At 43.6% G+C, this 19,830-nt stretch carries 26 protein-coding genes; all 26 read left to right on the top strand.

The window, feature by feature from the left end; translation table 11 throughout:
- The first annotated feature begins 20 nt into the window (after window positions 1-20).
- The 26 genes from xerC (at window position 21) to fliR (ending at window position 19,830) form a co-directional block, all read left to right on the top strand.
- Window positions 21-929 carry a tyrosine recombinase XerC gene (gene xerC / locus ACGTNI_RS03110; RefSeq protein ID WP_394460006.1) on the top strand — a complete coding sequence of 303 codons (909 nt, stop codon included), beginning with the start codon at window positions 21-23 and terminating at the stop codon, window positions 927-929.
- Window positions 930-942: 13 nt separating this feature from the next.
- Window positions 943-1,488 carry an ATP-dependent protease subunit HslV gene (gene hslV, locus ACGTNI_RS03115; RefSeq protein WP_085508258.1) on the top strand — a complete coding sequence of 182 codons (546 nt, stop codon included), beginning with the start codon at window positions 943-945 and terminating at the stop codon, window positions 1,486-1,488.
- 13 nt (window positions 1,489-1,501) lie between these two features.
- Complete coding sequence (gene hslU / locus ACGTNI_RS03120) at window positions 1,502-2,896, top strand: ATP-dependent protease ATPase subunit HslU (RefSeq protein ID WP_394460009.1); 1,395 nt, start codon at window positions 1,502-1,504, stop codon at window positions 2,894-2,896.
- 30 nt (window positions 2,897-2,926) lie between these two features.
- On the top strand, window positions 2,927-3,706 hold the full coding sequence (codY, locus tag ACGTNI_RS03125; protein WP_028782780.1) for a GTP-sensing pleiotropic transcriptional regulator CodY: 780 nt from the start codon (window positions 2,927-2,929) through the stop codon (window positions 3,704-3,706).
- A 439-nt stretch (window positions 3,707-4,145) separates the two neighbouring features.
- The gene (gene flgB, locus ACGTNI_RS03130) at window positions 4,146-4,547 is read left to right on the top strand and encodes a flagellar basal body rod protein FlgB (RefSeq protein WP_394460012.1); all 402 of its coding nucleotides are present in this window, start codon (window positions 4,146-4,148) and stop codon (window positions 4,545-4,547) included.
- Window position 4,548: 1 nt separating this feature from the next.
- Window positions 4,549-5,007: a flagellar basal body rod protein FlgC gene (gene flgC, locus ACGTNI_RS03135; RefSeq protein WP_085508266.1), complete on the top strand. Its 459-nt coding sequence runs from the start codon at window positions 4,549-4,551 to the stop codon at window positions 5,005-5,007.
- A gap of 14 nt (window positions 5,008-5,021) precedes the next feature.
- Entirely contained in the window at window positions 5,022-5,327 is a 306-nt protein-coding gene (gene fliE / locus ACGTNI_RS03140) for a flagellar hook-basal body complex protein FliE (RefSeq protein ID WP_085508268.1), read from the top strand.
- Window positions 5,328-5,391: 64 nt separating this feature from the next.
- Window positions 5,392-6,993 carry a flagellar basal-body MS-ring/collar protein FliF gene (gene fliF / locus ACGTNI_RS03145; RefSeq protein ID WP_085508271.1) on the top strand — a complete coding sequence of 534 codons (1,602 nt, stop codon included), beginning with the start codon at window positions 5,392-5,394 and terminating at the stop codon, window positions 6,991-6,993.
- Between the two features lie 12 nt (window positions 6,994-7,005).
- Window positions 7,006-8,016 carry a flagellar motor switch protein FliG gene (gene fliG, locus ACGTNI_RS03150; RefSeq protein ID WP_085508273.1) on the top strand — a complete coding sequence of 337 codons (1,011 nt, stop codon included), beginning with the start codon at window positions 7,006-7,008 and terminating at the stop codon, window positions 8,014-8,016.
- Complete coding sequence (fliH, locus tag ACGTNI_RS03155) at window positions 8,009-8,770, top strand: flagellar assembly protein FliH (protein ID WP_176224028.1); 762 nt, start codon at window positions 8,009-8,011, stop codon at window positions 8,768-8,770. Before fliG ends, fliH begins: the two co-directional genes overlap by 8 nt.
- A complete protein-coding gene (fliI, locus tag ACGTNI_RS03160) occupies window positions 8,763-10,070 on the top strand; it encodes a flagellar protein export ATPase FliI (protein ID WP_085508278.1) in 1,308 nt (435 codons plus the stop codon). The genes fliH and fliI overlap by 8 nt, the downstream gene beginning before the upstream one ends.
- Window positions 10,071-10,075: 5 nt before the next feature.
- The gene (gene fliJ, locus ACGTNI_RS03165) at window positions 10,076-10,525 is read left to right on the top strand and encodes a flagellar export protein FliJ (RefSeq protein ID WP_176224029.1); all 450 of its coding nucleotides are present in this window, start codon (window positions 10,076-10,078) and stop codon (window positions 10,523-10,525) included.
- A 4-nt stretch (window positions 10,526-10,529) separates the two neighbouring features.
- The gene (locus ACGTNI_RS03170; protein ID WP_394460016.1) at window positions 10,530-11,111 is read left to right on the top strand and encodes a MotE family protein; all 582 of its coding nucleotides are present in this window, start codon (window positions 10,530-10,532) and stop codon (window positions 11,109-11,111) included.
- A 35-nt stretch (window positions 11,112-11,146) separates the two neighbouring features.
- On the top strand, window positions 11,147-12,409 hold the full coding sequence (locus ACGTNI_RS03175; RefSeq protein WP_085508285.1) for a flagellar hook-length control protein FliK: 1,263 nt from the start codon (window positions 11,147-11,149) through the stop codon (window positions 12,407-12,409).
- Window positions 12,410-12,418: 9 nt separating this feature from the next.
- On the top strand, window positions 12,419-12,850 hold the full coding sequence (gene flgD, locus ACGTNI_RS03180; protein WP_085508287.1) for a flagellar hook assembly protein FlgD: 432 nt from the start codon (window positions 12,419-12,421) through the stop codon (window positions 12,848-12,850).
- A 12-nt stretch (window positions 12,851-12,862) separates the two neighbouring features.
- On the top strand, window positions 12,863-13,234 hold the full coding sequence (locus ACGTNI_RS03185) for a TIGR02530 family flagellar biosynthesis protein (RefSeq protein WP_085508289.1): 372 nt from the start codon (window positions 12,863-12,865) through the stop codon (window positions 13,232-13,234).
- A gap of 86 nt (window positions 13,235-13,320) precedes the next feature.
- Window positions 13,321-14,133 carry a flagellar basal body rod protein FlgG gene (gene flgG, locus ACGTNI_RS03190; protein ID WP_085508291.1) on the top strand — a complete coding sequence of 271 codons (813 nt, stop codon included), beginning with the start codon at window positions 13,321-13,323 and terminating at the stop codon, window positions 14,131-14,133.
- 46 nt (window positions 14,134-14,179) lie between these two features.
- Window positions 14,180-14,395 carry a flagellar FlbD family protein gene (locus ACGTNI_RS03195; RefSeq protein WP_085508293.1) on the top strand — a complete coding sequence of 72 codons (216 nt, stop codon included), beginning with the start codon at window positions 14,180-14,182 and terminating at the stop codon, window positions 14,393-14,395.
- Window positions 14,392-14,814, top strand: coding sequence for a flagellar basal body-associated protein FliL (gene fliL, locus ACGTNI_RS03200; RefSeq protein WP_085508295.1), 423 nt, complete (start codon window positions 14,392-14,394; stop codon window positions 14,812-14,814). Before ACGTNI_RS03195 ends, fliL begins: the two co-directional genes overlap by 4 nt.
- 34 nt (window positions 14,815-14,848) lie before the next feature.
- The gene (gene fliM, locus ACGTNI_RS03205) at window positions 14,849-15,847 is read left to right on the top strand and encodes a flagellar motor switch protein FliM (protein WP_394460020.1); all 999 of its coding nucleotides are present in this window, start codon (window positions 14,849-14,851) and stop codon (window positions 15,845-15,847) included.
- Window positions 15,847-17,025, top strand: a complete 1,179-nt coding sequence (fliY, locus tag ACGTNI_RS03210) for a flagellar motor switch phosphatase FliY (RefSeq protein ID WP_394460156.1) — start codon at window positions 15,847-15,849, stop codon at window positions 17,023-17,025. Before fliM ends, fliY begins: the two co-directional genes overlap by 1 nt.
- Window positions 17,026-17,047: 22 nt before the next feature.
- On the top strand, window positions 17,048-17,410 hold the full coding sequence (locus ACGTNI_RS03215) for a response regulator (protein WP_085508300.1): 363 nt from the start codon (window positions 17,048-17,050) through the stop codon (window positions 17,408-17,410).
- Between the two features lie 19 nt (window positions 17,411-17,429).
- A complete protein-coding gene (locus ACGTNI_RS03220; RefSeq protein ID WP_085508302.1) occupies window positions 17,430-18,101 on the top strand; it encodes a flagellar biosynthetic protein FliO in 672 nt (223 codons plus the stop codon).
- Entirely contained in the window at window positions 18,094-18,759 is a 666-nt protein-coding gene (gene fliP, locus ACGTNI_RS03225; RefSeq protein WP_085508304.1) for a flagellar type III secretion system pore protein FliP, read from the top strand. Before ACGTNI_RS03220 ends, fliP begins: the two co-directional genes overlap by 8 nt.
- Before the next feature lie 18 nt (window positions 18,760-18,777).
- A complete protein-coding gene (fliQ, locus tag ACGTNI_RS03230) occupies window positions 18,778-19,047 on the top strand; it encodes a flagellar biosynthesis protein FliQ (protein WP_085508306.1) in 270 nt (89 codons plus the stop codon).
- Between the two features lie 3 nt (window positions 19,048-19,050).
- On the top strand, window positions 19,051-19,830 hold the full coding sequence (fliR, locus tag ACGTNI_RS03235; protein ID WP_085508308.1) for a flagellar biosynthetic protein FliR: 780 nt from the start codon (window positions 19,051-19,053) through the stop codon (window positions 19,828-19,830).

Consider the following 19,830-nt stretch of genomic DNA (forward strand, 5'->3'; position numbering starts at 1 on the left):
CGCCTTGAAGAGGTGGATATATGGACGACTTACAAACAGAAAAACTACTTTTTCTGGAATATCTGCAAATTGAAAAAAATGCATCTTCATTAACGATTCAACACTATGAGAAAGATGTCGATGCATTTTTTCTTTTTATGCAAACAGAAGGTATAGCCAGTATCAAAGAAGTTGATTACCCTTTGATCCGGATATTCCTGACGCAGTTATACCAGCAGAAGCTTTCCCGCAGAAGTGTATCACGGAAGCTTTCCTGTATGCGGTCGTTTTACCGGTTCCTGGAGAGGGAAGGAAAAGTTTCCCATAACCCATTCCTCAATGTTTCCCTGCCAAAGGAGGGTAAACCGATTCCAGAATTCTTTTATGAAGAAGAACTGGAGCGGTTATTTTCTGTGAGCGATTTGACTGATCCTCTTGGGCAAAGGAATCAGGCTTTGCTTGAATTGATGTATGGGACGGGAATGCGTGTCAGTGAATGTGTCGGTACCAAAGTAGAGGATATAGATTTTGCTATCGGTACAATTTTGGTAAGGGGAAAAGGGCGAAAGGAAAGGTATGTACCCTTTGGCCAGTTTGCTGAAAGGGCATTGAAGAGGTATATCGAGGATGGACGCGAAAGGCTATCACAAAAAAGCAAAGCCCAGCCAGTTCAGCTGTTTTTGAACGCAAAAGGCGGGGACCTGTCCGATCGCGGTGTACGTCTTATCCTGGATAAACTGGTTGAAAAAGCTGCTATGACTGTCAACATACATCCCCATAAATTAAGGCATAGCTTTGCGACCCATATGCTGAATCAAGGTGCTGATCTACGGGCAGTCCAGGAGCTGCTTGGTCATGAAAATTTATCATCCACACAGATTTATACTCATGTGACGAAGGACCATTTGCGTAAAATATATAGGGATAGTCACCCGAGAGCGAATAAATAGAGGTGAGAAGAGGATGAGTGAGCAATTTCATGCAACGACAATTTTTGCTGTACAGCACAAAGGGCAATGTGCGATGAGCGGCGACGGCCAAGTGACACTTGGCAACCAGGTAGTTATGAAACATACCGCGAAGAAAGTAAGGCGTCTCTTTAAAGGAAAGGTTCTGGCGGGTTTTGCCGGTTCCGTAGCCGATGCTTTCACACTGTTCGAAAAGTTTGAAGCCAACCTGGAAGCTTATGATGGCAATCTTGCCCGGGCGGCGGTGGAATTAGCCAAAGAGTGGCGAAGCGATAAAGTGCTAAGAAAGCTGGAGGCCATGTTGATTGTCATGGATAAAGACAGCATGTTCCTGGTTTCCGGTACTGGAGAAGTGATTGAACCGGATGATGGCATTCTGGCTATTGGTTCCGGAGGCAATTATGCCCTAAGTGCCGGGCGTGCACTGAAACGTTATTCCACAGAAAAAAGTGCCAAAGAAATCGCCCAGGCAGCATTAGAGATCGCTGGAGAAATTTGTGTCTTCACGAATGACCAGATTACCCTCGAGGTCATTGAATAAGGAGGCTGGTGGAATGTCATTTGAATTAACCCCCAGACAAATTGTAGAAAAACTGGATCAATACATCATTGGCCAGAATGATGCCAAAAAATCAGTTGCTGTCGCATTACGGAATCGATACCGCCGTATGAGACTGGATGATCAGCTGCGGGAAGAGATTGTACCGAAAAACATTTTGATGATTGGTCCCACTGGTGTCGGAAAAACCGAAATTGCACGCAGACTTGCCAAACTGGTAGGGGCACCGTTTGTCAAAGTGGAAGCTACTAAATTCACGGAAGTCGGCTATGTCGGACGGGATGTCGAATCAATGGTAAGAGATTTGATGGAAACCGCAGTCCGGATGGTAAAAGAAGAGAAGATGGAAGCCGTTAAAGGACGCGCGGAAGAACAAGCGAACAAGCGGCTTGTAGAGTTGCTGGTTCCATCTAAGAAAAAGCAGGCGAACTTCAAGAACCCTTTTGAAATGCTGTTCAATCAGCAAGGCGGTCAAGAAACCCAGGATACTACGGGTGATGAAGAAGCGGAAGTCGAAAGTAAACGGAAGCGGATAGCCCAGCAGCTGGCAATGGGTGAGTTAGAAGACCGCATGGTCAATGTAGAAGTAGAAGAGCAGCAGCCCTCCATGTTTGATATGCTCCAGGGTTCAGGAATGGAACAAATGGGTATGAATATGCAAGATGCTATGAGTCAATTCATGCCGAAGAAAAAGAAGAAACGCCGCCTGCCTGTATCGGAAGCCCGAAAAATACTGACACAGGAAGAGGCGCAAAAATTAATTGATATGGATGAAGTCAGCCAGCAGGCTATTGAAAAAGTAGAACAATCCGGCATGATCTTTATCGATGAAATCGATAAAGTCGCTGCCAAAAGTGATAATCAGGCAAATGTTTCCCGGGAAGGTGTCCAGCGGGATATACTGCCGATCGTAGAGGGATCGACTGTGGTGACGAAGCACGGTCCTGTAAAGACGGATCATATTTTATTCGTGGCGGCAGGTGCTTTTCATATGGCTAAGCCTTCGGACCTCATCCCGGAACTGCAGGGAAGGTTTCCGATTCGTGTAGAATTGGAGAAACTTACTGTAGAAGACTTTAAACGGATTTTGAGAGAGCCTTCCAATGCACTTTTAAAACAATATGAAGCTTTATTGGAAACAGAAGGTATAAAGGTTGAATTTTCTGACGAAGCTGTAACTAAGCTAGCAGAAATCGCCTTTGAAGTTAATCAGGACACAGATAATATCGGCGCGCGAAGACTGCACACAATTCTCGAAAAATTGCTGGAGGATTTATCGTTTGAAGCTCCCGATGTAACGATGGATACGATAAAAATCACCCCACAATACGTCGATGAAAAACTTAGCAGCATCGTGAAAAATAAAGATTTAAGCCGGTTTATCCTTTAGTAAGCGAGTAAAGTTAGGAGGAAAAGAAACATGCAATTATTAGAACGTGCCAGAAAAATCAACTCTATGTTACAGAAAACAACAGGGAAATCAGTTAATTTCAATGACATGTCAGCCACTTTGCGCGATGTCATTGGGGCCAACATTTTTATTTTGAGCCGCCGAGGTAAGCTATTAGGTTTTGCGATTAAACAGGAAATTGAAAATGAGCGTATGAAAGCGATGCTTTCTGAACGTCAGTTCCCGGAAGCGTATACCCAAAATCTATTCACCATCCAGGAAACAACTGCCAATATTGATATTGATAGTGAATATACCGCATTTCCTGTAGAAAACAGGGAACTTTTTGAAAATGGTCTCACAACTATCGTACCGATTATCGGGGGCGGGGAACGCCTTGGAACATTGATCCTCAGCCGCCTGAGTGACAGTTTTGAAGAAGATGATCTGTTGCTTGCTGAATACGGGGCTACGGTGGTAGGAATGGAAATCCTTCATGAAAAGACCGAAGAAATCGAACAAGAGGCAAGAAGTAAGGCTGTTGTTCAGATGGCAATCAGTTCCTTGTCTTATAGTGAACTGGAGGCGATTGAACATATTTTTGAGGAACTGGAAGGGAACGAAGGGCTGCTTGTTGCCAGCAAGATCGCGGATCGTGTCGGCATCACCAGATCCGTCATCGTTAACGCATTACGTAAATTAGAAAGTGCCGGAGTTATAGAATCCCGTTCCCTTGGAATGAAAGGTACCTATATCAAAGTGCTCAATAACAATTTCTTAGTCGAACTTCAAAAACTTCGTACAAATTAATAGAAAAGATCAAAAAAGTACAGTTTCGTGAAATAACTTCAAAAGCTCAGAGTCGATAATGACTCTGAGCTTTATTTATGCCGGGCTGCCTCTTCAATAACTAATAATTACTCGCTCTATTAAATCTGCAAAGCTAACGTAGTCTATGTCTGAAAAATATCCTCTCTATGTTCACAAATGGTAGATTCCTTTTGTTTATGTTGTGTGTCATAATATTGGTAAGGTGTTCATTATTCGGCAAAATCCTACAATATTCCTACATAAAGTTTTTAATGTAAAAATATGTATAATAATTAATTAAAAGTACCCGGTAATATAGTCATTTTATGTAAGGTTTCATAACATATTGACGAATTCGCATAGACAACCTGTCATTATTTTCTTACAATGTGTTGGTAGGTTATGGGACCATGTCCATAAATCAGGAGGTAGAAGAAAGATGAATTTATTTGGAGGTACCATCCAGACACTGGAGCATTCCTTAAACTACGCATCTAAGAAAAACAATACGATTGCAAATAATATTGCGAATGTCGATACTCCAGGTTATAAGGCTAAGAAGGTTTTATTCAAAGAAGTACTGGCTGAAAAGCAAAAAGAAAGTATTTCAGGGATTCGCACACACCCTCAACACCTTCCGATTGGCGGAGCTTCCAATGGTCCAATGGCTTATAAGGTAGTGAAAGATAACGGGACTGCCTATAATCACAACGGAAATAATGTGGATATCGACAAAGAAATGAATGAGCTCGCAAAAAACCAGCTCTTTTATCAATCAATGGTCGATCGTTTAAATGGAAAGTTTCGGAGTCTGGAAACTGTAATCAAGGGAGGTAGATAGTGTGAGTATTTTTCAGTCTATGAATACGAGTGCAAGTGCGCTGACTGCCCAGCGGTTACGAATGGACACGATATCTTCCAACATTGCTAATGCGGAGACCACCAGGGCCCGATTGGATGAAAACGGAGATTGGCAGCCCTATCGACGTAAACAGGTGGTTTTTGAATCTGGCCAGAAAAGCTTCGGTACATTTTTAAAGAAAGCGACAGCAGCGTCCGCTGATTCAGCAGAAGGATTACGTGTCAGTGAAATCCGGGAAGATGACAAAGAGCCCTTCAAAATGGAGCATAATCCCACTCACCCTGATGCGGACGAAGACGGCTATGTAAGGTTACCTAATGTCGATCCGCTAAGGGAAATGGTCGATTTAATGAGCGCTACCCGCTCTTATGAAGCCAACATTACTTCCATTAACGCGTCAAAGTCAATGTTGATGAAAGCGTTAGAAATCGGAAAATAAGGCAGGTGAAAGACATGACCAATTTATCCGCAGTTAATCAAGTGTCTCCATTTCTAAACAAGTCACAGACAAACCTAAAGAATACTCCCGCTGAGGCCCATAGTGCTTTTGCCTCCGACTTGAAAAAAGCGATAGCTGGTGTGAACAGCAGCCAGAAACTGTCGGATCAAAAAACAGAAGCCTTGGCAAAAGGAAAAATCAATGATTTGCATGACGTTATGACAACTGCACAAAAAGCGAGTATCACTTTACAGACCTCGGTAGAAGTCCAGGGTAAAGTGATAGAAGCCTATCGCGAAATTATGCGGATGCAAGTGTAATTCCGATCTATCGCGATTCGACATTATATTATTCTGATGAAGTGTGTGTTTTATGGGGGCAATTATGAGAAAAAATTTATTAATTTTCAAAGAATCTGTTTCGAACTTTTGGAAAGAACGGACGAAAGCTCAAAAAGGAACCCTGATTGGTTCGGTACTGATCTTTTTTATCGCTTTGCTTTTGATAAGTGTTTTATCTTCAAAGAGCAACATGGTCCCCCTTTACCAAAACCTTTCTTTACAGGAAATCGGTCTTATGAAAACGGAACTGGATGCACGCAATACTCCCTATAAGTTGACGGAAGGCGGTACAACCATACTGGTGCCGGAATCGCAGGTCGATACACTTTTAGTAGAGTTAGCTGCGGCAGGGCTTCCCAAAAACGGCAGTATCGATTATTCCTTTTTTAGTGAAAACACATCCTGGGGGATGACAGACAACGAATTCGACATGATCAAACTGGATACCATGCAGACCGAATTGGCTAATTTAATGATTGGAATTGAAGGGATCCAGGACGCGCAAGTAATGATCAATCAGCCGCCCGAACCAGTATTTATCGGAGATGAAAACCAGGAGTCCACAGCATCTATCGTATTACATACAACGCCAGGTTATCAGTTCAAAGATAATCAGCTGCAAGGTCTTTATAACCTTGTTTCCAAATCAGTACCAAATCTATCTACTGACAATATCGTCATCATGAATCAATACTTTGAGTATTACGATCTAAATAATTCAGATTCACTGGCGAGTGGAGATACATATACCCAACAGCAAAACATCAAGAAAGATATTGAGCGGGATATCCAGCGCCGCGTCCAGCAAATGCTGGGCACCATGATCGGTATGGATAAAGTAGTGGCCTCTGTCACAACAGATATCGATTTCACACAGGAAAACCGGATAGAAGAATTAGTAGAGCCGGTCGATCCAGATACGATGGAAGGCCTTCCTGTCAGCGTGGAACGCTTAACAGAAACCTATACCGGCAATCCACCGATAGAAGGCGGTGTACCTGCAGGAGAGGAAGACGTGCCGGGTTACAATGCAGAAGAAGAGGCCGGCGAAGGAGATTATGAGATGGTCAAAGAGACCATTAATAACGAGTTTGACCGGATTCAACGGGAAATCGTCGAAAGTCCATATAAAATCAGGGACATTGGTATACAGGTAGCCATTGACACTTCAAAAGGTACGGATGAAGCTGGGGAGGTTCAACTTTTATCTCAACAGGAACAAGCAACTGTAGAAGCCAGTGTCACCTCACTGCTCGATTCGATTATATCTACCTCTGTTGCAGCCCCATATGAAGTGAGTTCACCTGGAGAAAAGGTGTCGATTGTCTTTCAGGAATTCAGCGGAGCGGAAGCGAAAGCACCTGCTTCACCTGTGATCCCGCTATGGGCATATATTGCCGGGGGCATATTGCTCGTTATCGTACTCACGTTATTATGGGTGTTATTCCGTAAAAATCGTGAAGAGGAGTACGAAGAAGAAAGCTATCAGGAATTTATCCAGGAACCGGCGGAAGAACCTATCCCTGAGCTGGATGTCGAAAAAGACACTGAGGAAACAAAAAAACGTAAACAGCTGGAACGAATGGCCAAAGAAAAGCCGGAGGATTTCGCCAAGCTATTAAGGTCCTGGATTGCGGAAGATTAGGGGGAATATTAGATGCCTAAAAGAAAGACATTGACGGGGAAACAAAAAGCAGCGATTCTTTTAATTTCTCTCGGACCAGATGTTTCTGCACAAGTATACAAACATTTATCAGAAGAAGAAATTGAAGAGTTGACCCTGGAGATCTCTTCTGTCCAGAAGGTCGATGCGAAACAAAAAGAAGCCATTCTGGAACAATTCCACCAGCTTGCTTTAGCGCGGGATTACATTACCCAGGGCGGGGTCGGTTATGCAAGAACGGTGCTTGAGAAAGCGATGGGAGAAAACGAGGCTTCTAATATTATCGGGAGACTCACCTCTACTTTGCAGGTAAGGCCGTTTGACTTTGCGAGGAAAGCAGACCCGCATCAAATTTTAAATTTCATCCAGAATGAGCACCCACAGACGATTGCGCTCGTATTATCCTATTTGGATTCAGCACAGTCTGCTGAAATCTTATCACAGCTCCCCCAGGAAATGCAGGCGGATATTGCCAAACGAATAGCTTTAATGGATTCGACTTCCCCAGAGGTCATTAATCAAGTAGAACAAATCCTGGAGCGGCATTTATCATCTACAGGGACACAGGATTATACTCAGACGGGTGGAATCCCGGCGGTAGTGGAAGTGCTGAATGGCGTCGATCGAAGTACAGAGCGAACCATTCTCGACGCACTGGAAATCCAGGACCCGGAACTGGCAGAAGAAATCAAGAAACGGATGTTCGTTTTCGAAGATATTGTCACGCTTGATAATCGTGCCATTCAGCGTGTAATCAGAGAGGTGGAAAACGATGACCTGCGTCTGTCGCTGAAAGTAGCAAGCGAAGAAGTGAAAGAGGTTGTCTTTAACAATATGTCCCAGCGAATGGCTGATAACTTTAAAGAGGAAATGGAATTCATGGGGCCGGTACGTTTGAAGGATGTAGAAGAAGCCCAGACACGTACTGTATCAGTCATCAGGCGATTGGAAGAAATTGGTGAAATCGTAATTGCCCGTGGTGGAGGTGACGATATTATTGTCTGAATTTAAATCTGAAGCTAAATCACGTCTTATACGTCTGAGACCAGTATTAGCTTCTGAACAGGAACAAGGTCAGGAGAACCAACCGCAAAATCTGAACCTGGAGACAGAGATAGAAAGGAAATTACAAGAAGCAGAACGAGAACGAAACGCTGCCCGTGTACAGGCAGAGGCCCTGTTAAGAAATACGGAAGCAGAAATAAACGACAAAAAACAAATTTGGGAGCAGGAACGTGTCCAATTGGCAGAAGATGCCAGAAAGGATGGATTCGAACAGGGTTTAAAAGAGGGGAGAAATAAAGGATTTGAGGAATTCGCTCAGCATATTGAGAAGGCTCGCTTGGTAATCGACCAGGCAAAAGAGGAATATCAACAGATTCTAGCATCCAGCGAAACGGACATACTGGATATCGCGGTACAGGCTGCTGAAAAAGTAATATGCCAGCAGCTCACACATAGCCCGGAGAGTTTTATGTCCCTTGTGAAAGGGGTAATAGCGGAAGTTCAAGATCAACCGGAAATTATAATTTCGGTTCATCCTGAGCAATATTCTCTGCTGCTTACACAAAAGCAGGAGTTGGAACCTCTTATTTCCAGTAAATCCAAGCTCACCATTTATCCCCATACCCAACTCGATCCCTACAGTTGTCTGATCGAATCGCCATTCGGAAGAATCGACGCTTCCATTGACAGCCAATTGACAGAGTTGAGGAAACAGCTTGAAGAATTTAATAATGAGGGAAACTCAGATGAATAAGGCAAAACTCCTCACGGCTATCGAACAGATGGATACATATAAACGTTTTGGCAGAATTCATCGGGTAGTAGGGCTGATGATTGAGTCAAAAGGACCGGAAGCGTCGATTGGCGATGTCTGCCTCATTCACTCCCCCAGTAAGAAAAAGATAAAAGCGGAAGTGGTCGGCTTTCACAATGAGAATATCCTATTGATGCCTTTTAAAGAGGTGAAAGATGTTAAACCAGGCAGCCTGGTAGAAGCTACAGGTGCTCCTCTGCTTATCAAGACAGGGACTGGTTTAATTGGGAAGGTTGTCGACGCTTTGGGAAAGCCATTAGATAATCAGCCTCTGCCTGAAGGCCTTCGTTCTTATCCCACCGACCAGGATCCCCCTTCTCCATTGTCACGGCCTACCATTAAAGAACCACTGCAGGTTGGCGTAAGGGCGATCGACACGCTTCTAACCGTTGGTAAAGGACAGCGCATTGGCATTTTCGCGGGTAGTGGTGTCGGTAAGAGTACACTGATGGGAATGATTGCAAGAAACAGTTCCGCCACCATTAATGTGATTGCTCTTATTGGCGAACGAGGAAGAGAGGTCAGAGAATTTATTGAAAACGATCTAGGAGAAGCAGGATTGAAAAAATCGATCATTGTTGCAGTTACCTCTGACCAGCCTGCATTGATGAGAATCAAAGGTGCCTATACAGCGACGGCTATCAGTGAATATTTCAGGGATTTGGGCTATCAGGTCAATTTAATGATGGATTCAGTGACAAGGGTGGCAATGGCCCAGCGAGAAGTAGGGCTGGCTACAGGTGAACCTCCTACTACCAAAGGCTATACCCCTTCCGTCTTTGCCATCCTGCCCAGACTGTTAGAGCGCACAGGGACAAGTAACCAGGGAACAATTACAGCATTTTATACCGTCCTCGTAGACGGAGATGATATGAATGAGCCGATCGCTGATACGGTCAGGGGGATATTAGACGGTCATTTCATATTAGATCGAAAGCTGGCAGAACAGAATCACTTTCCTGCTATCAATGTCCTGAAATCCATAAGCAGAGTGATGAACCAGGTAATTGATGAAAGCCACAAACAAGCGGCTGATCGGGTTCGCAACCTGCTTGCCACTTACGAGGAAAATAAGGAATTGATCCAGATTGGTGCCTACAAAACTGGTGCGGACAGACGAGTGGATGAAGCAATTCAGGCTAATGCCACTATCAATGATTTTTTAAGGCAAGGTACCCATGAATCAGCACCTTTTCTTGACACCTTGGACCAGTTTAAACAGTTCAATAGCGGGGGTTAATAAGGGTGGCAAGTATACAAGCTTTTCATAAAATCAGGGATGTTCATGAGAATGATAAGTTAGCAGCACAGGAAACTTACCAGCAGGCTGTAAAGAAGTTTGAAGAGATAGCAGAACATTTATATCGAGTTTTGAAAAAGAAAGAAGAAACCGAGGAGCAGCTGCATGAAAAGATAACAGGTGAAACGTTGACTGCTCACCATTTTGCTCAATTGCAGCATTATATTACACGCCTGGACCAACAGATAGTGCAACTGCAGCCGGAGGTCAATCAGGCGAGAAGTTACATGGAGAACTGCCGAAGGAAAATGACAGAGGCTCATGTAGAAGTGAAAAAGTTCGATAAGTTGATTGATAGAAAAGTGAAACAGTGGCAAGACAGTCAGAAGGAAATAGAGAAAAAGCAGATGGATGAGCTTTCGCTGCGTCAATTTTTATTAGAAAGAAACAGGTGAGATCATGGCAAAAACGTATGATGAAGAATCAAAACAAACGAATAAAGTCCAGTGGTTCTTCTTTGTCATCTTCATTCCTGCTTTATTCGCTATTGCTTTAACATGGATAGTCATGACGATAGCAGGGATAAATGTCGGCGATTGGGCTTCGAAGCATGCCGCTGATGTGCCGGTGATTTCTTCGGTATTCCCTACAGATGATGAAAAAGAACAGGAAGAGCTGATCGGTCAATTACAACATACCCTGGATGAAAAAGAAGCCAAGATTCAGCAGCTGGAACAGGAAAAAGCGGGGCTCAATGCCAACATTGATGAATTGGAACATCAGGTTGGTGATCTGGAAGCCAAACTAACAAAAGCAGAAGATACGGATGAAGAACAAGAAGCTCAGGTTAAGCAAATTTCCTCTTCGTTCCGGGAAGTAGATCCTGAACAAGCAGCCGCTATCATCAAAAATTTAGATCAGCCGGTTGCAGTTACCGTGCTAGTTAATCTTTCCGCCAACGAAAGAGGAGCTATCTTAGGAGAAATGGAGCCCAAAGATGCTGCCAAGTTAACCAGTCTATTACTCACAAATGGAAATTGATAATCTTTCTGATTCTTGAAAGGAGGTGAAATAGGATGGAAGCGAGTCTTATAAAATCAACATCTTCCTTACCAGGCGGTTCTATAACAGCACAGCATCGCCCTCGTGGTCCAGCTCAAACTTTTGCACAGTTAGTATCGAATAGCTTTTCTGCTGGAGAAGGGGAGCAGGAGTATGTTACCTCAACTATAGTAAAAACAGAGGGAGAAGGGAGTTCCGATGCTTCAGAGGTTGTGAAGGAATTGCCGCAATCGGTGCTGGACTACTTGCAGGAAGACAATGGATCCCTCTCTTCCTTGGTGCTCACTGCACAAGATGTGGAACTGCTTCAAATAGAGAAACTCCCACCCGACCTTGAAAACAGCGGTTTTTATGTCAGTTCTGAAGAGGATACAGGCAAAATCATTGCTGAATCAGATGTACTAATCCAGACCAGTGAAGAAAAAGTAATGCCGAGAGATATTCAGTCATTACTCATACATATCAAAGAATTATTACAACAGGCGGGTACTGATTCAGTTAGTGCGTATGGAGGTATAGCGAAAAAGCTGCTTCAATCACTCGAACTATTGACGCAGCAAAGTAAGTTACAGGAACCTGCCGTTTGGAAGAAAGTTGAAACCCTCGAGGGTGATCGGGCTTTACGTGATGTGATCAAATGGTATCAATCACGCACTTCTATGCCAAACGCAGCTTACCACTCCCAGTCACAAGTCACGGCGAAAGATATGAGCAAATGGCTGAAACAGGCGATTAACAAATACAACTTGAATGAGTTATCTGGTACACAACCGGGATCTGTCTCTGCCGGACCACTTTCCAAAGTAGAACAATTTATGATTCGGCTGGACCAAAACCAATCATCGGAAGGGGTGCAAAAGCAGCTGATGCACGCGTTTGAACGCGCCATAAAATCTAGTAACCTGCAACATTTAAAATCTGGCGCAATGGAAATGCAACTGAAGTTGAAGCCTGGAAACTTAGGTGACGTAGTAGTAAAGATGACGCAATTGAATGGAGAAATGGCTGTTAAGATTCTCGTAACTTCTCAGTCGGCTAAAGAAATGCTGGAAGGGAATATCCAGCAGCTTCGACATATGTTCTCCCCTCAACAGGTTGTCATTGAGAAATCAGATATGCATCCTGGACAACAGCAATTCCAATCAAAAGAACAATCATTCAGCGGCCAGGAACGCGACTCTCATTCTAAACATCCTTCAGGAGAGCAAAATTCTGACGGAAGCAAGGAGGAGGATAAGGAAAGCTTTCACGATATATTGGTGAATGAGAAAGTGTAGGTGATAGCCATGACAAAGATAGATCCATCCCTTAATTTACCCCAGCAGCCAACCAGGGGATCCACAAGTGCAACATTAGATAAGGATGACTTTTTAAAAATATTAATGACACAACTGCAAACCCAGGACCCAATGAACCCAATGGAGGATAAGGAATTCATTTCTCAAATGGCCAGCTTTTCCAGTTTGGAGCAGATGATGAATATGTCACAAGCAATGGAAAAAATGGCAGACTCCCAGTCATTTGTACCAGTAGTACAGTATAGCTCCCTCATTGGAAAAGAAGTGTCCTATCCTGTGGAAGGTGAATCTGAAACAGAAATGGGAGTGGTTGCAGCTGTCAGCCAAAAAGATGGTGAAACCTGGCTGGAAATGGAGAATGGCACGAAAGTCGATGTCCAGTCCGTTTTGCGGATAAGCCAGTTGCCGAGTGATGTATAGAAAGGGGATTATATGGAACCTCGCATCCATCAGCTGCATCAACCGATGCCCTTACCTAAGGTTAATAAGCAGCAGACTTCCGATACGGGCAGCATTTCTTTCAAAGATGTACTGGCAGATGCCACGCAAGTCAAATTAAGTAAGCATGCCGGAGAACGATTGCAACAAAGAAATATCGTGATTTCCCAAGCGCAATGGGACCGGTTATCTGAAAAGATGCAAGAAGCGAAAAAAAAGGGAATTACCGATTCACTGGTATTGCTTCCAGAGGCGGCTTTACTAGTCAGTACCAAAAATAACACGGTTATAACTGCGATGAACCGTAACGAAGCTTCTTCAAAAATATTTTCAAATATTAATGGCACGATTTTAATGGATGAGTAGGCTGGACCCAGTAAGGGAAGCCGTAGGAACTGCTGACTGATTGAAGCAGTTTGAAAACTTTTAAAAAAGAAAGGAATGTCAGCTGCATGCTACGTTCAATGTACAGTGGAATTTCAGGAATGAAAGGGTTTCAGACAAAACTTGATACGATCGGAAACAATATAGCTAATGTCAACACCTATGGATACAAAAAAGGCCGGACTACCTTCCAGGCAATGATGAGCCAAACGATCAGCGGGGCTCAAGGAGCTGCAGACAATGGGCGTGGGGGTGTCAACCCTTCTCAGGTCGGCCTTGGGTCAAAACTGGGGACAATAGATACCATTCATACACAAGGTAATCGTCAGTCAACAGAACGACCATTGGACCTTGCGATTGAAGGGGACGGTATGTTTGTGCTCTCAGAGACCGGTGAAGGTAATGTTATGAATACCCCCTTGAGCTTTACAAGAGGCGGGAATTTCTATCTCGATGAAAATGGAGATATCGTCAGCGGAAACGGCCAATATTTGGTTGGGGAATCAGGGAAAATCACTATCCCTGAAACTGCGCAGAGCTTTAGTATTCAGAGTGACGGAACAGTTACTTTTGTAGAGGATAATGAAGCCAAAGTGGCTGGACAAATCCAACTGGCTAATTTTTCAAACCCGGATGGGTTAGAAAAAATCGGTTCTAATATGTACCGGGCTACTAATAACTCTGGTGAGTTCGTCGAGTTTGTGACACCAGGGGAAAACGGGGCGGGACAAACAGTCGCTGGTGCGTTGGAAATGTCTAACGTCGATCTTTCGGAAGAATTCACCGAGATGATAACCGCTCAGCGTGGGTTTCAGGCTAATACCAGAATCATAACAACATCAGATGAAATCCTTCAGGAATTGGTCAATTTGAAGCGTTAATATAAGGGAGGAAAGGAGGATTCATTTAAGATGGGTCCTCCATCATATGATCACACTTACACGGCTTAATGGGGAAACATTTCAACTTAATGCGTTGTACATAGAACAAATCCAGTCCTGTCCGGATGCCACCATAACCACCACGACTGGCAAAAAATTAGTGGTCCGGGAAGAAGAACAAATTATCGTCGCTCGTATGAAGCGGTTTTATCAGGACATCGGGCTCACAGGCCAATGGAAGGGAGCTGGAGATCAAGAATGAGTTCCAAACTGCTCACAACAATGGTTATTTCTTTATCAAGTGTTGCTGTTCTCGGAATCGTAGCACTTATACTGGTCTTGAATATGGGAGAGCAGCCACAGGCAGAGGGGAAACGATCCATCGATGATATCATCGAGACCTCTTATGAAACGGAAGAGATAACTACTGATTTAAAGGACAACCGTTTTGTCCGCATCCAATTCCGAATCGTGACGGACAGTAAAGGCGCCCATGAAGAATTGCAAAAAAGGGATTTTCAATTACAGAATGTGTTAATTAAAGAGCTGGCTGCCATGGAAGTCAGCGAGTTCAAAAGCGGCCTTGATGAGTTAGAGGCCAGTTTGAAAACGAAACTGAATGCCATGATGACAGAAGGCAAGGTTACTGAAGTCTATACGATTCAAAAAGTTTTGCAATAAAAAAATCAGTTGTTTATGAACGGAGGTGACACTAGTGGCAGAAGATGTACTTTCTCAAAATGAAATTGATGCACTTCTTTCCGCAATCTCGACCGGAGAGATGAATGCGGAAGAATTAAAGGAAGAACAGCATGAAAAAAGGGTCAGGGTTTACGATTTTAAACGTGCGCTCCGTTTCTCTAAAGATCAGATAAGGAGCCTTTCACGAGTCCATGAAAATTTTGCGAGGCTTTTGACTACTTATTTTTCTGCAAAGCTCCGGACCTATGTACATATAACGGTCGCTTCTGTCGACCAGGCTCCTTATGAAGAATTCATCCGTTCCATACCTAAAATGACAATTTTGAATATATTCAGCCTTCCGCCCTTGGCGGGCCGAATTCTGTTTGAAATCAATCCGAATATCGCATACGCCATGCTGGATCGAGTATTAGGCGGAAGAGGTGCCAGTTTTAACAAAGTTGATAATCTGACGGAAATTGAAACGACAATTATGAAGCAATTGTTTGAGCACGCTGCGGAGAACTTTCAAGAGGCCTGGAGTTCCATAGTAGAAGTGGAACCGACAATGGAAGATTTTGAAGTGAATCCACAGTTTCTTCAATTAGTTTCACCGAATGAAACGGTGGTCATCATTTCTTTGAATATGACAATTGGGGAAACGACTGGAATGGTCAATATTTGTATTCCACATGTCGTTCTGGAGCCAATCATTCCAAAGCTTTCCGTCCATTATTGGATGCAGAACCAACAGCTGACGGAAAGTAAACCGGAAGAGTACCAGGCACTTTCAAAATCTTTGGAAAAAACAACAATTGAAGCGAAAGCGATATTAGGGGAAGCAGAGGTCAGCATTGAAGAATTCATCCAGCTGAAGCCGGATGATGTGATTCAGCTGGATCAGCTGATTAGTGACCCACTTCTTCTGTGTATTGATGAAGAACCTAAGTTTTATGTTCAGCCAGGAAAGAAGCGGAGAAAAATGGCTGTCCAGGTTTTGGAAGAAATCAAAGGGGGGGGACGAAGACAATGATGAATGATGATATGTTATCGCAAGATGAAATAGATGCACTGCTCAATGGAAGTAATATGGGTGATGAACCTGGAGAAAGCAAACCTGCTGCCTCAAAACCCCGGATGAACACAGGAGATTTTCTGACCGAACTGGAAAGGGATGCCTTGGGAGAAATTGGAAATATTTCGTTCGGCAGTGCGGCCACCGCATTGTCCACCATATTGAAACAAAAGGTGGAAATCACGGCACCTTCCACGATGGTAATAGACAAGGCGCGGATTCACGAAGAATTCCCTCAGCCCCATGTTGCCATCAAAGTAACCTATACGGAAGGATTTAAAGGGGATAACTTACTAATCATCAGCACAGATGATGCAGGTATTATTGGCGATTTAATGTTGGGTGGGGATGGAACAACTCCTCCGACAGAGCTGGAAGACATGCATAGGAGTGCTGTCCAGGAGGCTATGAACCAGATGATGGGAGCCGCAGCGACAAGCATGTCAACTATTTTTGAAAAGCGGGTAGATATCTCACCTCCAAAAATTGATATGCTCGATCTCCCGGAAGATGAAGGATTAGATTATATTCCTGACGAAAACATCCTCGTCAAAATCTCCTTTAATCTGAAGGTTGGCAATTTAATAGATTCTAATTTCATGCAATTGCTTCCTTATCGTTTTGCGAAAGATTTGGTGGAAAACCTGCTGCAACATGACTCTTCTTCTGAAAGGTCTGTACCAACTCAGGGCAGTGTTTCTTATCCAGGTAAGGAGCAGGACGGAGATACGCCTTTCAGCCATGAGCTAACGGAGGAAGATAAGCAACAGCAGCCTTCCCAGTTATTAGGTACATATGGTAGCCAACAGCAGGAAGCGGAGATTCAATCCGCCCAGTTTTCTGATTTTGGTACGCAGCCACCTGTATTGAAAGAGCTGCGGAACCTGGATATGCTGCTCGATATTCCGTTAAAGGTAACGGTGGAATTAGGCAGAGCAAAACGCACGATAAAGGATATTTTAGAATTATCTTCCGGTTCCGTAGTAGAGCTTGACAAGCTTGCAGGTGAACCTGTTGATATCCATGTCAATAATAAGCTGATTGCCCAAGGGGAAGTCGTTGTCATTGATGAAAATTTCGGTGTAAGGGTAACAGATATATTAAGCCCAAAGGATCGCTTGAAAAAGATTAAATGATAGGATAGAGAAGAGGTTTTGTATGGCTAATAAAATTTTAATTGTAGATGATGCTGCATTTATGCGGATGATGTTAAAAGATATCCTCACTCAACACGGATATGTCGTAGCGGGGGAAGCACAGGATGGGAAAGAAGCCATTGAAAAATTCGAAGAGATTATCCCTGATCTAGTGACTATGGATATCACGATGCCGGAAATGGATGGAATCTCAGCTCTGAAAGTGATTAAGCAGAACCACCCGAACGCAAAAATTATTATGTGTTCAGCAATGGGACAGCAGGCGATGGTCATCGAAGCGATTCAGGCGGGAGCTAAAGATTTCATTGTTAAGCCCTTCCAGGCGGAACGCGTGGTCGAAGCAGTTCAAAAAGCAATAGATTAAGTGAAGAAGTGAGGCTGTTATGTTTATAAATAGAATGATTTTCATGATTGGGGTCCTCTTCCTATTGGTATCATTTCCATTGACTCCGGTAATGGCGACCCCTTCGGTGATTGATTGTACAGAAAACCCTGAATTGGAAGGATGCAAGGAAGCGGGGACAAAGTCCACGGAATCACCGGTTAACCAAAATAGTCAATCGCACGAAATAAGCACAGCCAATGGTTCAATGGCTTGGAATCTTGTCCAGTTACTATTTTCACTCGTGTTGGTCCTTGGATTAATTTACGGTCTCCTGAAGTTTTTTAATCGGAGAAATAAGTTATTCCAGAAAACGCGTAAACTCGAAAATATCGGTGGTCTATCGTTAGGTCCCAGCCGTTCCCTTCAGGTTGTTCGTATCGGGAGTCGTGTCTTGGTAATTGGAGTAGGAGACAATGTTGAAATGATTACAGAAATCACAGATGAACATACAAAAGAGGAGCTATTAAAATCGGAACCGGAGTCGTCAATGGATCAGCGGGTTTTCACGCGGTTCTTTCCAAAGAAGAAAGACAAACGTACTCCTTATGAAGATTCATCCTCTTCCATTCAGTTTCAACAATTGTTTCAGGAAGAGCTGGGGGACCTGAAGGATAAACGTAACCAGCTTTTACATAACAAAAAGCGGGGAGAGGAACAAAACGATGAATGAATTCGTAGAGATCTTTTCCAGCTCAGATCCGGAGAACGTTTCTACAGCTGTCCGTCTCCTTTTGCTGCTTACAGTACTTTCGTTAGCACCAGGTATTTTAATATTGATGACAAGTTTTACGCGTATATTAATCGTATTGTCATTTGTCCGAACTTCACTGGCTACTCAGCAGATGCCTCCTAACCAGGTCCTGATAGGAATAGCGTTGTTCCTGACTTTTTTCATAATGTCTCCCACTTTACAGGAAGTGAACGATCAAGCGCTTCAGCCATTGTTCAATGAAGAAATCACGCTGGACGAAGCTTATGAAGAAGCCGCGGCACCGATGAAGGAGTTTATGGCAAAGCATACACGGCAAAAAGACCTGGCTCTTTTTATGAATTATGCTCAAATGGAACGGCCGGATACGATCCAGGACATCCCGATGACAACCCTTGTCCCGGCATTCGCCATCAGTGAACTGAAGACCGCTTTTCAAATGGGGTTCATGATTTTCGTTCCATTTCTCGTTATTGATATGGCAGTGGCAAGCGTCTTGATGTCGATGGGGATGATGATGCTGCCGCCAGTCATGATTTCCCTGCCATTCAAAATTCTTTTATTTGTATTGGTTGATGGCTGGTATTTGATTACCCACTCGTTACTGGAAGGGTTTTAGAGACAGGAGGTAGCTTTAATGAACAGTGAAATGGTCATCTCACTGGCGGAAAGAGGAATCTATACGATTTTGATGGTTACAGGTCCGTTATTGATTTTGGCGCTTGGGGTCGGTTTGCTGGTCAGTATTTTCCAGGCTACCACTCAAATACAGGAACAGACACTTGCTTTTATTCCGAAGATTGTAGCTGTTCTTCTTGGTCTTATTTTCTTTGGGCCATGGATGCTTACCCAGGTAGTGGAATTCACGGCAGATATCTTTAGAAATCTTAATATATTGGTAGGTTAAAGTATGCTGGAAACAATCAATCTGGCAAGCATACCTGCATTTTTACTTGTTTTGGTACGGGTGACTGCTTTTTTCGTTACCTTGCCGCTCTTTTCCTATCGAAATGTACCCGCGCAGCATAAAATAGGCTTCAGCTTTTTCCTGGCGCTATTGATGTTCTTTACTATCGATGTTCCCATCGTTTTGCCTAATGGCACCTTTGTACTTTTGCTTCTAAAAGAAGCGCTGGTCGGCCTGATGATCGGTCTGATTGCTTACATCATTTTAGCTGCCGTCCAAATTGCAGGAGGGTTCATCGATTTCCAGATGGGGTTTGCTATCGCCAATGTCATCGATCCTCAAACAGGTGCACAAAGTCCGTTGATCGGCCAGTATCTTTATACCTTTGCCTTGCTGTTCTTGTTGGCCGTCAATGGTCACCATCTGATGCTGGACGGGGTGTTTTACAGCTATGAATTGATACCAATGCAGTCCTGGCTGCCGTTATCGGATGGTAATTTTGCTGCCTTTGTCATTCAGGCATTCAACCAGATGTTCATCATTGCTTTTTTGATGGCTGTACCTGTGGTTGGATGCTTGTTCCTGGTAGATGTTGCACTGGGAATCGTCGCACGTACCGTTCCACAATTGAATGTATTTGTCGTCGGCCTTCCTTTGAAAATTCTCGTCGCATTCATTGTATTATTTTTATCCATCGGAATTTTCATGATGTTAATTGAAAACTTGTTCGAAACGATGCTTGCTACGATGAGAGGATTGATGCAACTGTTTGGAGGCGCATGA

It is taken from the genome of Thalassobacillus sp. B23F22_16 (assembly GCF_043496955.1).
Lineage (GTDB): Bacteria > Bacillota > Bacilli > Bacillales > Halobacillaceae > Thalassobacillus > Thalassobacillus devorans_A.

Bases quoted from the DNA above. Each gene is read 5' to 3' on its own strand.
- xerC (WP_394460006.1), top strand. From the start codon at position 21: ATGGACGACTTACAAACAGAAAAACTACTTTTTCTGGAATATCTGCAA.
- hslV (WP_085508258.1), top strand. From the start codon at position 943: ATGAGTGAGCAATTTCATGCAACGACAATTTTTGCTGTACAGCACAAA.
- hslU (WP_394460009.1), top strand. From the start codon at position 1,502: ATGTCATTTGAATTAACCCCCAGACAAATTGTAGAAAAACTGGATCAA.
- codY (WP_028782780.1), top strand. From the start codon at position 2,927: ATGCAATTATTAGAACGTGCCAGAAAAATCAACTCTATGTTACAGAAA.
- flgB (WP_394460012.1), top strand. From the start codon at position 4,146: ATGAATTTATTTGGAGGTACCATCCAGACACTGGAGCATTCCTTAAAC.
- fliE (WP_085508268.1), top strand. From the start codon at position 5,022: ATGACCAATTTATCCGCAGTTAATCAAGTGTCTCCATTTCTAAACAAG.
- fliF (WP_085508271.1), top strand. From the start codon at position 5,392: ATGAGAAAAAATTTATTAATTTTCAAAGAATCTGTTTCGAACTTTTGG.
- fliG (WP_085508273.1), top strand. From the start codon at position 7,006: ATGCCTAAAAGAAAGACATTGACGGGGAAACAAAAAGCAGCGATTCTT.
- fliI (WP_085508278.1), top strand. From the start codon at position 8,763: ATGAATAAGGCAAAACTCCTCACGGCTATCGAACAGATGGATACATAT.
- ACGTNI_RS03170 (WP_394460016.1), top strand. From the start codon at position 10,530: ATGGCAAAAACGTATGATGAAGAATCAAAACAAACGAATAAAGTCCAG.
- ACGTNI_RS03175 (WP_085508285.1), top strand. From the start codon at position 11,147: ATGGAAGCGAGTCTTATAAAATCAACATCTTCCTTACCAGGCGGTTCT.
- flgD (WP_085508287.1), top strand. From the start codon at position 12,419: ATGACAAAGATAGATCCATCCCTTAATTTACCCCAGCAGCCAACCAGG.
- ACGTNI_RS03185 (WP_085508289.1), top strand. From the start codon at position 12,863: ATGGAACCTCGCATCCATCAGCTGCATCAACCGATGCCCTTACCTAAG.
- flgG (WP_085508291.1), top strand. From the start codon at position 13,321: ATGCTACGTTCAATGTACAGTGGAATTTCAGGAATGAAAGGGTTTCAG.
- ACGTNI_RS03195 (WP_085508293.1), top strand. From the start codon at position 14,180: ATGATCACACTTACACGGCTTAATGGGGAAACATTTCAACTTAATGCG.
- fliL (WP_085508295.1), top strand. From the start codon at position 14,392: ATGAGTTCCAAACTGCTCACAACAATGGTTATTTCTTTATCAAGTGTT.
- fliY (WP_394460156.1), top strand. From the start codon at position 15,847: ATGAATGATGATATGTTATCGCAAGATGAAATAGATGCACTGCTCAAT.
- ACGTNI_RS03215 (WP_085508300.1), top strand. From the start codon at position 17,048: ATGGCTAATAAAATTTTAATTGTAGATGATGCTGCATTTATGCGGATG.
- ACGTNI_RS03220 (WP_085508302.1), top strand. From the start codon at position 17,430: ATGTTTATAAATAGAATGATTTTCATGATTGGGGTCCTCTTCCTATTG.
- fliP (WP_085508304.1), top strand. From the start codon at position 18,094: ATGAATGAATTCGTAGAGATCTTTTCCAGCTCAGATCCGGAGAACGTT.
- fliQ (WP_085508306.1), top strand. From the start codon at position 18,778: ATGAACAGTGAAATGGTCATCTCACTGGCGGAAAGAGGAATCTATACG.
- fliR (WP_085508308.1), top strand. From the start codon at position 19,051: ATGCTGGAAACAATCAATCTGGCAAGCATACCTGCATTTTTACTTGTT.